The organism is Marinoscillum furvescens DSM 4134 (assembly GCF_003386095.1).
GTDB lineage: Bacteria > Bacteroidota > Bacteroidia > Cytophagales > Cyclobacteriaceae > Marinoscillum > Marinoscillum furvescens.
On record NZ_QREG01000016.1, the window covers coordinates 66240 to 80021 of the forward strand.

At 44.9% G+C, this 13782-nt stretch carries 4 protein-coding genes; 3 read left to right on the forward strand and 1 reads right to left on the reverse strand.

The window, feature by feature from the left end; translation table 11 throughout:
* The first annotated feature begins 32 nt into the window (after positions 1–32).
* Together C7460_RS16050 and C7460_RS16055 are read left to right on the forward strand one after the other, a co-directional pair.
* Positions 33–4037 carry an FG-GAP-like repeat-containing protein gene (locus C7460_RS16050; RefSeq protein WP_115869146.1) on the forward strand — a complete coding sequence of 1335 codons (4005 nt, stop codon included), beginning with the start codon at positions 33–35 and terminating at the stop codon, positions 4035–4037.
* Between the two features lie 281 nt (positions 4038–4318).
* A complete protein-coding gene (locus C7460_RS16055; RefSeq protein WP_115869147.1) occupies positions 4319–8524 on the forward strand; it encodes a CBM96 family carbohydrate-binding protein in 4206 nt (1401 codons plus the stop codon).
* 80 nt (positions 8525–8604) lie between these two features.
* Here C7460_RS16055 and C7460_RS16060 read toward each other — a convergent pair whose 3' ends face one another.
* Complete coding sequence (locus C7460_RS16060; RefSeq protein WP_115869148.1) at positions 8605–10236, reverse strand: tetratricopeptide repeat protein; 1632 nt, start codon at positions 10234–10236, stop codon at positions 8605–8607.
* Positions 10237–10439: 203 nt separating this feature from the next.
* On the opposite strand from C7460_RS16060, the gene C7460_RS23815 reads away from it, so the two are divergent.
* On the forward strand, positions 10440–13706 hold the full coding sequence (locus C7460_RS23815; RefSeq protein WP_170148042.1) for an Ig-like domain-containing protein: 3267 nt from the start codon (positions 10440–10442) through the stop codon (positions 13704–13706).
* Positions 13707–13782: the final 76 nt, after the last annotated feature.

The following is a 13782-nucleotide window of genomic DNA, read 5'->3' on the forward strand; positions in this document are numbered from 1 at the left end:
AGCGAGTGTGACCATCCGAAAATTGATCCAAAATGAACGCTTCATATTTCAAAAATACCTTGACGCTATTTTCGGCACTCCTATGTTGTACAGTAACAGCCCAGCATTTTAAAGACATACAGACACAATCAAAACTTTCTCAGTTTAAACATACAAACGGTATAGCGGTAGCTGATTATGACCTGGATAAGGATCTGGACATTTTCGCTACGGTAGTACAGCACGACAATCAAAATGGTTTCGGCGCAAAAAGCTTTCTAATCAAAAACAATGGCGATGGTTCCTTTTCGGATGCCACCGCTATATCCGGGATCGATCATTCGTTTGACTACACGGGTTATTATGAAACCTCCGATTTTGGTATAAAAATGGGTGCCTCGTGGGGAGATTATGACAACAATGGCTACCCAGACCTATTCCTGACCAGTACTTTCTATAATCGACTTTACAGAAACAATGGTAATGGGACTTTTTCGGATGTTACCGCCGAAATGGGGTTTGAAACCACAGACGAGTGTATGAATACCGGTGCGCTGTGGTGGGATTATAACAATGACGGATATCTGGATATTTTCATTACAAAACTAGAGGGGTGCAAGCAGAATCGCCTTTACAGAAATGACATCAACAAGTTCACGGAAGTAACTCAAGAAACCGGAATTGGAGGAACCAGTGCCAATAATGCCTCCTGGATGAGCCTTCCCGTAGATATCAATGAAGATGGCTGGCTAGACCTGTTTGTAATCAATGACTACCACCAGGCAAATGCGCTCTATATAAACCATGAGGGTAAAACCTTCAGCGAGCAGTCCGCCAGCTACGGGCTCAACCTCCCCCAAGAAGAGTCAATGGGTGTAGCCATGGGTGATTTTGATAACAATGGGAAATGGGATTTCTATATCACCAACGTGCTTAAGAGTAATTTTTATGTAAATAATGGCCAGAACCATTATTCCGACCTGGCTGCGGAGTACCACATCACCGAAGCGGGCTGGGCCTGGGGGACTCAGTTTGCTGACTTTGATCACGACACAGACGAAGACCTCATTCTAGTGAACGGATACGGCACAAATACGGCCAATTTCCTGTACAAAAACATGCATGTAGAGCAGGGCAAAAGCTTCATTGACATCACCAGTGAGGCAAACATTGACAAGCCATCAGACAGTAAAGGTGTCGTTGCTTTTGACTATGACAATGACGGTGATCTGGATGTATTACTATCCAATACACTAGACGGGTTGCATTTCTATGAAAATGACCTGATGACAAACGAGAAGCCCGGTACCAATTGGATGAAAATACACCTGACCGGGGTGCAGTCAAATAGTAACGGAATAGGTACAAAAATTGAACTCTCCACGGGTAGTGATACACTTTACAGATTTCACCATGGGGCCAACTGCCTTTCACAGAGCTTACTACCTGAGCATTTTGGTCTTGGCAACTCTACGGAAGCTGACTTTATTCGAATCAGTTGGCCATCGGGAGAGGTGGACACGTATAACAATGTCCCAGCCAATAGTAGCATTTACGCCACGGAAGATGACGGCTATGTGGCAGTAATAGATGGCTTTACTAAAATAGCCGGCTGCACAGACCCTAACTCGTGCAATTACAATCCAGATGCCACGCTGGAGGATGGCACATGTGTATACCTCACTTCTGAAAAGATTACAGGTAAGTCAGTCTCTGGAATCCTACGTGAAGAGGTCTATTCCTACCCCCACCATTCGGAAAGCACCTATAATTGGGAGATCATAAATGGAGAAATTCTTAGTGGACAGCACACTTCTACAGTCACTGTAAAATGGGGCATCGGCGATCAGGGGCGTATTAGTGTTACGGAGATGCGCGAATGCATCAGCCAGCAAGTACATCTGGACGTGACCATGTCTAACACAGCAATCCCTAATGACAAATCCGTAGCTCGACTGTGGAATGAAGCCCTATTGCACGCCATCAGAAATGACTATGCCAGACCAACAGTACATGCACGCAACTTATTTCACGTGAGTGCAGCTATGTATGATGCATGGGCCTCCCTTTATGGAGGAAAAACCTACCTTTTGGGCCAAACAAGACATGGGTTTAGGTGTCCATTTGATGGTTTTAACTCACGTATAGAGCAAGAGACTGCAGCGAAAATGACCATCAGCTATGCGGCATACCGAGTGCTTCAGCACAGGTTTAAAAACTCACCACATGCTTCTCAAACATTGGAAATGTTTGACCAGTTGTTTGCTATGCTGTCTTATGATAAAGCATTCGAATCAACAGACTACAGTACGGGAGATCCTGCAGCTTTAGGTAATTACATCGGGAAAATGGTCATTGCCTATGGCCTGCAAGATGGATCCAGTGAAGCAACAGATTATGAAAATACGTACTACACTCCTGTCAACGCCCCCTTAACACCCAACTCCCCCGGCAACAGCACTTTGACTCACCCAAATCGCTGGCAACCGCTAAAACTCGATGCATTCATAGACCAATCTGGCAACCCTCATTCAGGCACGACACCAGATTTTTTGAGCCCTGAGTGGGGCCAAGTTTCGCCATTTGCTCTTCAGCCAATTCAAAAAACCGAACGATCAAGAAACGGCCAAAACTTCAACGTATTTTTTGATCCGAGCAGCCCACCTCTTTTGGACACGCTAGCAAAAACGCTGAGCAGTGAAGCTTATCAGTGGGGGTTTGCTTTGGTAGCTATCTGGAGCTCCCACCTGGATCCAAACGATGGTGTAATGTGGGATATTTCTCCTGGCGGGTTAGGCAACCTTCACCTGAAAAACCTTCCTGGCAGCTATTCCGACTATCCAAATTTTTATAAGCTTTTGGATGGTGGTGATAGGAGTACGGGACATGAAATGAATCCAATAACCAACAGCTCCTACGAGCCCCAGCTAGTGCCGCGTGGTGACTACACCAGAGTGCTCGCCGAGTTTTGGGCAGATGGCCCCGACTCTGAAACACCCCCTGGTCATTGGTACGTGCTTTTAAATTACGTCAGTGACCACCCTGACTTTGTCAGAAAACTAGAAGGTAAAGGCCCCGATCTTTCGCCACTTGAGTGGGATATAAAAGCCTACTTCACGCTTGGTGGCGCCATGCATGATGCTGCCATCGCGGCCTGGAGCATAAAGGGGTTTTATGACTACATTAGACCTATTAGCGCCATTAGATTCATGGCAGATTTAGGCCAATCCACAGACTCTACGCAAGCGAACTATCACGTAGGTGGCATCCCATTAATCCCCAACTACATAGAATCGGTAAAACCTGGAGACCCTTTGGCCGGACACCATAATGAGCATGTTGGAAAAATCAAAGTCTATGCCTGGAGAGGACATGATTACATCCAGAATTCACAAGCAGACCAGGCAGGAGTAGGCTGGATATTGGCAGAAAACTGGTGGCCGTATCAGCGGCCATCATTTGTAACTCCACCGTTTGCAGGGTTTGTATCTGGTCATTCCACTTTTTCGCGTGCGGCAGCAGAAGTATTGACCCTTCTCACTGGTAGTGAATATTTTCCCGGAGGTCTTGGTCAATTTACTGCTAAAAAAGATGAATTTCTTGTTTTCGAACAAGGGCCTAGCCAGGATATAACGCTTGAGTGGGCCACATATAGAGACGCTTCGGATCAATGTAGCTTGTCCCGCATTTGGGGTGGCATCCACCCACCAGCTGACGACCTACCCGGCCGTATTATAGGAGAATCCATTGGCATTCAAGCTTTCAAGTATGCCCAATCATTTTTCAATTCGGCACCCTTGAAATCTGATCGACGCACTGAACAAGCGCTTCTTGTGTACCCCAACCCCCTCAAACAAAGTGAAACTTTGTACATCCGTAATGCAGCCAAAGATGCTCCTGTCACCCTGTACAATTCTATTGGTCAATTAATCTCAATTCAGAACCCTCATTATGATGAAAGTACCGAAACTCATGCGGTAAACTTAGAGGGTTTACCTACTGGTGTGTATCTTCTAAAAATTGGCTTGAAGCGCTCAAAAATTTTCATCAAACAATAAGGCTTCACCGCTATTTTGGATTGACTTTATGGGACACGATTCCTATGAGCCAACCAACCTCCTACTGGCACAAATCCGACCAATCATTAGCATATTTTCATTACAAAAAGAGCTCTAACCCTTCGTTTTAAAGAGTTTTCAAAATAGTGCCTAATATTTACAATATCTGCACTTTCTCTTATACCCTTCCTTTTAGGTATAGCGTAATTTCAACAACGTTATTCCAGTGTTTGATGCTAAATATCCGGAATAATAATGTTGTAAAACCTAATTAAATAACTATGAGAAAAAGTTACAGATTCAAACTGTGGGTAGCTATGGCTCTCACACATCTTTGTCTTTTTTATGGTCATGCACAAACCGACTATGTAGCGGCACATGACACCTATGTAAACAGTACCTCTGCGAATACGAACTACGGCTCGAATACTTCCGTGGTGACGAAAATCAGCGGAAACACCCGACATGCTTTTTACAAATTTGATCTCAGGGACATAACCGGTACGGAGATATCCTCGGCTATACTTAAGCTAAACGTAAAAAGTGTATCTGCTACCACGACTCGTTCCATATACACGGTATCCTATGACCACTGGAATGAACACACCTTGACCTGGAACAATCAACCAGCTATAGGTTCGGCAATTGCCAGCACCAGTATCTCGGGTTCGGACGATGAAAATTATGTCACATGGGACATCACATCGTATGTCAATACCAATGTGCTGGCTGATGGACTCATTACCATTTTGGTGAGTGACCCCAATGCGGACGGAACTGGAGTTGATTTTTATACCAAAGAAAATGGCACCAAAGCTCCAATTCTTACAGTCACACCAGCTGGAAGCACACCTCCTCCAACTGGCACTGCATTCATTCATCCAGGCGGGCTCTTCAAGCAATCCGACCTGGATAGAATGAAATATATGGTGGAGGCCGGAATAGAACCCTACGCCACTTCTTTTGAAGAACTGAAAGTAAATTCCTATGCCTCTTACAACTATGTAGTTCAAGGTGACCCATCCTTCACGCGACTGGTTAGAAATGGGGAAAACAGTAGTGCCTACCATGGTGATGCGAATGCCGCATACCACAATGCCCTGATGTGGGCCATAACTGGCGATACTCGTCATGCAGATAAATGTGTGGAGATTTTCAATGCCTGGAAAAACCTCACCTTTGTTGGAGGCATACCACTAGATGCTGGAATCTTTGCCTGGAAAATGGTAGAAGCAGCGGAAATCATCAAAAGTACCTATAGCGGATGGCTCGCCACTGACGTTCAGGCATTTCAAGACATGTTGGTTTATCCGGGATATTCAGACACGGGTGTTCCTGCCGCTGTAAATTCTACAACGGTAGGGTCATTCTATTGGAGAATACTTAATGGTGATGCTGGAAGACATGGCAATCAAGATGCGATAGCCTTCAGAGCCATGCTGGTTATGGGTGTCTTTTTGGACAATAGAAAAATGTACGACCGGGCATACCTGTATTTCACCAGCCAGCCTGGACGTACTGATGACATTCCTATGCCCACAGGGCCATCACCTTCTGGCAGCCAAATTTCAGACAATCAATACTACACACTGTACAATTATGTAGGCTCTCAAGGCACCATAGACAACTATGGATACAATGGAGCAATTGAGCACTATATCTTTGAAAATGGACAATGTCAGGAGGCCAGTCGTGATCAGCAGCACGCCTTTCTTGGACTAGGTATGCTGGCAGGTGTGGCTGATGTAGCCTGGAATCAGGGCAATGATGTCTGGAGTGTGCTGGACAACCGCATGCTCAAAGGATTTGAGTACATGTCTAAGTACAACACATCCTATTTGGAATCCTATCCGGATCAGCCATCTCCATGGGAACCTACAGTTGCCAGCGGAGAATTCATTCAGCGACTCGATCGCACAGGGAGATGGTATTCTAAGGCTATCAATCCCTATTTTGACTCCAATTTCAATGATGTAAGCCGTGGAGTATTTCCTGGCAAAAGACCAGTATATGAGCAGGCTTGGGCACATTTTGATGTACGCATGGGCCTTGGTGATTCGGCTGTCTGGACTAAGCGAGGTAGAGATGTGGCCATTGCCGAAGCTGGGTATGAAGGCTTAGGGTTTAGCCTCGATCACCCAGGTTGGGGGGCACTTTGCTTCAGAAGACCTATCTGGGCTGCTGGAGACCCTATCAGTGGATTTTCGAATGACGTTCCCAATTTCAACATTCATAACCTACCCGCAACTGTAGAGGCCGAAAACTATGACTTCTTTACAGCAGATGGAGAAGGGCGCACCTATCATGACCTCACACCTACCAACACTGGTGCAGAGTATAGGACAGATGGTGTTGACATTGAAGTAGCCTCAGAGGGTAGCTATGCTCTCACCTCTCTTGAGTCTGGAGAATGGCTAACTTACACCTGTAATGTAGCCCAACCAGGCACCTATCAAATAGATGTAAGGTATGCGGCATCTGCCGGCACAGGAACTATCAAATTTGCGTCAAATGGTGCAGATATCACTACTGAAACCTCATTGCCAGCCACAGGAGGAATGACCACCTGGGCCATACATACGATTTCCAGCAGCGTAAACTTAGGGCCCGGCCTAAATGTCATTCGAATCTATATAGGAGGAACAAGCAATGCCTATAAGCTCAATAGCTTCACTACGACTTTAGTACAGGCGAATCTGGCCCCTTCAGTATCCATCACCTCACCTACCACAGGTTCTTCCGCCACAGAAGGCGACAGTATGGTGATTACAGCTACTTCGTCAGACAGTGACGGTACGGTAGATAAAGTGGAGTTTTTTGTTGGCACCTACAAGCTAGGCGAAGATACCGTGGCTCCCTATGAAGCTACGTGGAATTATCTGCCTGCTGGCACGCATAACATCACTGCCATCGCTACTGACAATTACGGTGAAAGCAATACATCCAGCGTTGTAAACCTAACAGTGAACGCTTCTGGTACCACTCCACAAAACTCCACCTTGATCAGCAGTGACGATAGCTATGTACATACTGGTAATTCGGGCACCAATTACGGTAGTGATATCTCAGCAGTAACAAAATGGAGTGTATTGGATCATCGGTACGCATTCTACAAATTCAATCTTTCATCTATCAATGGAGCTGTGTCTTCAGCTACTTTGAGGCTAAAAATAAAAGGAATAGGGGGCAACTCTATACGAGCCGTCTATCTGGTAGAAGACGACTCCTGGACTGAATCTACAATTACACACAGTAACGAACCATTGTTTGGTGACGAATTGGCTACTATTAGCCTATCCACTTCTCAGGGAGGAACCTATGTGGAGTGGGATGTCACTGACTATGTTGCTATAGAAAATGGGTTGGATCAAACTGTAACCTTCTGCGTGCGAGACACAGCGCTCACCAATGTTGGTATAGATTTTTACACGAAAGAAAGTGCAGGAAATGAACCTCAACTTCAGATCACCTATAAACCAGGCAGTGGTGGGAATGCTTCGCCTTCTACGTCAATTACCGCACCATCCAACGGAGCAACATTCACAGATGGAGATAACATTACCATTACTGCAAGTGCTTCGGATACTGACGGCACTGTGAGTAAAGTGGAGTTTTATCAAGGCACTACCAAACTCGGAGAAGACCTTACTTCCCCTTACAGCTATACCTGGAACACAGTAGGAGCTGGAAACTACGACCTCACCACAGTAGCTACTGATGATTTGGGAGCAACCAGCACCTCATCTATTGTAAGCATCACAGTAAATAGTAGCAGTGGACTAAGTGTCGGATCTATCTATCAAATCACAGCCAGACACTCAGGCAAGGCCATGGAAATAAAGGATGCCAGCAATGCAAATGGCGTGGAGGCCGTTCAAAACCCATACACCGGAGCTACCAATGAGCAATGGGAATTGGTAGATGGTGGATCAGGACTATTTAAACTTAAAGCCGTACACAGCAACAAGTATCTGGAAATTAAAGACGCCAAGTCCGACGATGGCATGGAGGCCGTTCAAAGTAGTAACAGCTCTTCCAATAATCAAAAATGGGACCTCTCAGATTTGGGTAATGGCTACTACAAAATAGTCAATCAAAACAGTCTCAAGGCATTGGGTGTCCTGGATGGGAAAACTGGAAATGGAGAAAAGGTAGTTCAGTACAATTATTCTGGAAGCAATTCTATGCAATGGGATTTTCAGCTGGTTTCATCTGGATCTAGAAATGGAGTGGAAACCCAGCAAGAGATGACGCCTACTGTTAGGGTCTATCCAAATCCAGTTTCTGAAGTCTTGCACATTGAGTTGCCAGCAATAGAAGAATCAACGTTTATTAACGTTTTCAATTTTGCAGGTCAACTCTTGATGAATCAAAAGCTAGAAGATACCAGTACCGAACTTCAAGTTCAAGACTTACCAGCTGGTATTTATCTGCTGGAAATCAGAAATCATCAGGAGGTGATCGGTCGAGTAAAAATCCGTAAATAAACGATCGCATAATTAAAAACAACAATAAAGGACCCCACAAAACCGGGGTCCTTTATTGTTTTCGACAATCTCAACTCACTTCAAATTCCAGCAATATGACTGGTGAGATTATCGTCTCTTTCAAGGCCCATTTTCTTTCGGATCCTATGCCGGGATATATGTACGCTATTGACCGAAATCCCCAATAGGGAGGCCATTTCCTTACTATCAAAATTGAGCTTGATGAGGGCACAATGCCTGTGCTCTGTGGGGGTAAGGTCAGGATGCCGGGCTCTCAACCTTTCGTAAAACCTCGTATCCACTTCTATGAATCGCTTGTTGAAATGCTCCCACATATCCTTGTTCCCCTTGGATACCCGTGCTTTCATAGCCCGATAAGTGCCAGGTGATTCTTTTTTCAGCTCCTGCAGCAGCTCTTCCACCACTCTATCCTTTTCTATCATCTGCAAAGTATTGGCCGTGAGTTCTTTGCTTTTCACTTCCATAATGGCTCGTGCCTTCTCTCGATCATGCTCGGCCTCCATCTTAATCTGCTCTTGCTCTAGCCTGGAGTTTCGCAACTTTTTGCGCATCCTCAAGATCACTATAGTCACTATGGCTGCAAACAGTAAAAACCCAATCAGTAGCTTTAGCCTGGTCGCCGTGGTTTGGTTGCGCTCAATAATTAGATGCTGCTGGGCGATGAACTGATCTCGGGCGCGTATTTTTTCATCATGCTTATCTCTTATTCCAAAAAGCTGATTGTTGACAGCCGTTTTCGCGTTGAAAAGACTGTCAGTGATCGCTAATGCCTGCACCTGGTATTTATACGCACTGTCTGTCTGCCCAAGGATATGATAGGTATCAGACAGCTTCTTTAGGATTTCCACTTTAGAGTCACCATGAGACTTGGACTTTTCCTGGCTTTCCAAACTATAGCGATAGTACCGATTGGCTTCCTCCAAATCTCCTCGCTGGTAATACATATCTCCCAAAAACAGACTCGTGAAAATTCTGTAGCTCAGAGATCTCTGCACGAAAAACGCATGAGCCTTACGCAAGTATTGCTCGGCGAGCTGCAGTTTATTTTGTTTTAAATAAATAATTCCCTTTTCAGCATCTATGAAAGCGGTATTGCTCGCTTCGATATTCTTTTTGACTTTTACGGCCAGACACAAATCCAAATAGTCTAGTGCCTTTTCGTAAAACTCGGCCTTCCGATGTGTTACTGCCAGGGCATAGTAGATCTGGTTTAAATCAACCGCTACGAACTGGTTCTCACCAGAAAGCAATTGACTCAGTTTCAGAGCGGTTTCGAAATTTGCAATGGCGTCATCATATTTTTCATAAATAGAATAAAGACCACCAAGGTCTTCATAGATAGTAATCAGGGAGATGGTGTCTGCTATTTCCTCAGCAAGTATTTGTGCGTCCCAAAGCTCATCAAACGCCCGATGATAGTGCCCTTTATTTTTGTAAATATCTGAAATGCTCACCTGGCATTTGATCACCGCCACATCCCGAGAAAGAAATTGAAACTGTTCCATAGCCTGACGGTAGCTATTTAAAGCGCTATCTGGATATCGATCGTGAATTTCTTTTGCGGTCCTATAAAGCTCGTATGGGTCGGTATCTACCACATTGGCTAAAGCAACCACTCTTGTATAACTAGTCAAAATGCAAAATCCTGAAAAAATGAGCACGCTGCTCCAGGAGTTTTTGAGTCCTTTCATCTTCACAATAGTCTAATATTCAAAACTACCTCATCTGCGTGGAGACTAAGTAATTGTAAGGTCGGATTTGCGCCACAGTAAAGTTCTTGTAAAGTGAAATTTGAGCTTCTCAGCACACCATCAGACTACATTTGAAACTCCTTGTGATTCTCGTAGGACAAAAGGAATGCTAAACATTACAATCAACAAAAAATGATGATACTATGATTAGACTTATGCTCTGCTTTCTAGCAGTACTGTGCTTTTCCCAGGCGCATTCCCAGGCGCTGGGCTATGCTCAAAACAGAATAGCCATCAGTGCAGATGGCAACAATCAGCCAGACCCTGACACCTGGGGTGGCACCGTGACTGCAAGCGCACCAGCAGCTGATGCTGGCCAAACGTTCACATACAATTCTGCCTGGCAAAGAGGGGATGAAGATGACTGGAGTGCAACACCTGCTGCGTTGGCCATGCTAGCAAATGCCGGGTTGGAAAGTAAACTAGTACACTACTCGTACAACAATTTTATCGGCTCTCCCCCACACACCTCGTCGCGCAATGTCATGAAAGAAGGTGTAGACGGAGCATTGGAGCGCTGGACAGATTTTGACGCTTCTGTTTTCTATGACGTCTCAGCCGACAATGAAGCCGCCATCAATCATCTGGCCGACCAAATCAAAATATCAACGGAAAGTGACCCCTTGTACTTCATTTCTATGGGGCCATCTGAATTTCTATACCAGGCATTAGAAAAAGTAAAAGCTGATGGCAAAGAATCGTCTATCAACCACTTTCACATCATTTCGCACAGCAACTACAACGACAACCATATACGTAGGGAGCATCACCGAAGGATCGAACATATACTGAATGACTTTCCAGTAAGTGAGGGTGTAAACTATACGCGGATCAAAGACCAAAACCAGTCTTCAAACCTTCATAATGGCTGGAGTTCTTCTAAAGTAAACGGTGCTAAAAACTGGTCACCCTATCATTTTCTACGCGATCATTTTGATCAGGACTGTGTCTTTTTGTGGGACATGCTCAATGCAGATGCCAGCCTAAGCAAGCCTGATATTTCGGACGCTGGTATGGTTTGGTATCTATTAAACGATGATCAGGATGGCAACCCAGGCAAACTGAAAACAAAATTTATCAATGGTATAAAGCCAGGAAGCAATCCCGAACCCGATGGCTATTGCCCGGCCACAGAAATCTATGAAACAGATGGGCTCCTTGTCTTTGAAGCAGAAAGAATAGCGCTAAAAGGCGATTGGAAGCTCGGTACAGATGAAGAACATGCCTCCGGAGGAAAATACATCTATTACGATGGCCCTAACAACTACCAAAATCAAGCAGCCAAAAATACCCTTTCCTATAGTTTCAAAATCAACACTCCCGGCTCTTACACCTTCAAGTGGTTCGTTCGACAAAATGAAGAGGAGCGCGGCAAGGTTGAAGGCAAGCAGGGAACTGATCTGAGCAATGATGCCTGGATCAGGTTTTCGGATGGCATAGGCTACTGGGGCTCTACGCAGATTACTGATTTCATCAAATTTTACGGTCGCAGCGATCCAGGCTTTTGGTTACATGGCATAGGTGAGAAAGACCATAAGCACAACTGGGTGAATGTGAAAATCACCGAACCAGGCACCTACACTATGGAGATTGCCGGACGCTCTCATGGCTATCAAATTGACAAAATAGTCATGGCCAAAAACATCAACAACTGGGGCTCATATACAGAAAAAACAGAAGCTCAAGCTCAGAAATACTGGTCTGAAACTGGCACCATAGATCCTACGTGTGAAAACCTGGTAGTAGAAGGCTGTGAAACCATACTGGCCAAAGATTTTACCAACCTAAATGTAGAGGGCTATGACCCGACCTCACTGGAGTGGAGAGTAAGTGTGACCTGGGACGGTGAAGCCAAACAAGTCATAAAATGTGATGGCACCAACGGGACCACCAGACCTGCAGCAGCAGAGGTAGTGTACGATGGCACTCCACAGGGCAATGCCACATTTATAGTACACGCCATGCAGGAGCCTGATGGCGAAAGCACCTATGAGGTCTATATCAACGGGACCAAAGTAGGAGAAAAACAGAGCACTTCCTCTTATGAAGAGACCCATGACATAGCTGATGAAAAGCTCAGGAATGCAATAGAAGAACTAAAAATAGAAACCCAAGCCCCTTTGAAGCCAGGTGACGTAATCATGGTTACTTCCAATCAGGTAACCAATGGCAAGGTCCCTGAAGGCGATAAAACCGCTACCGCCCGGGGAAGATGGCATGCTTTGGAGCTATGTGTAGATAAAAGCGAAGCTCCCATTAAAGAAAAAGTCGGCTTTACTTCCCCTCCAAAAGCCGTATCTAATGAAGCGCTTGAAATCCAGCTTACGCTTAATTACAGTGCCAATGAACAAAGAACGCTAAACGTAGAGCTTCAAAAACCTGATGGCTCATACATCACTGACCAATCGGTTACTGTAGAGAGAGGTTATGGTTCTAAAGAGGTAACCATCACACTGGAATCAAACCTTGCCGTGGCTGAAGGTTATAAATTAATAACCGCTATGCGCCCAACGGGAGGAACATCTCAGGACAATATTACCACGAGTGAGGTCTTATTTGATGTAGTAGATGGCGAAGTTCCTCCTAACGAAGACAATATCAGTTTTGTGGATGTGCCCTCAGAAATATCCACCGATGACCTACAGATACCAATACGGATTAACTACTCAGCCACTACTGATAGAGATGTAAATATTGAGGTAAAGGACGCAGTATATATCACCAACTCATTCATCACTGTTCCCGCATGCACAAATGACACCACCATCATCATCAATTTCGAATCTAAATTAGACGTAAAAGACGGCTATCGGTTCATACTTGCCATTCGTCCAGTGGGTGGAGATTGGACTACCAATATCGCGAAAAAAGAAGTGTATTTCAATGTGGTCTCCTCCCCCAGTACGATCGCAACGGTAGCCATAGCTGAAGATTCAGTAGGCGTGGCTATAGACCAATCAATCAAACTTACCAGCTCTACTACTCCAGAAGGAGAAGGCATAACCTGGTCCTCTTCGGACGCATCCATAGCTACGGTAGATTCTGAAGGAAACGTCACAGGGATTACTCCAGGAGAAGCTACCATCAGAGCCGTCATTTCCAACAGCAACTATGACGAATGTAGTGTAACAGTCATAGAAGCCGATGTAGAAGACCCAAAAATACTCTCAGCTACTTCTCAATCACCAGTAATTTTGTATCCAAACCCCGTACATGAGCATTTAAACTTCATCAATGAAGGCAAAACGGAAAAGGTATTTGTCTACGACTTATCCGGCAATTTGCTCCTTCAACATGAGCCAAGGCAGGGTGTAAACTCCATATCTTTTGCAGAACTAACTACAGGAGTATATCTGGTAAACTTTAAACAAGACCTTGAGCATCGCTATGTAAGGATCATAAAAGAATAGGTAATCGGTAAATCGTCCACGATTATCCTTTGCCCCTGTCTGTAGCATACAGCAGGGGCTACTTCATTTTGGTTCT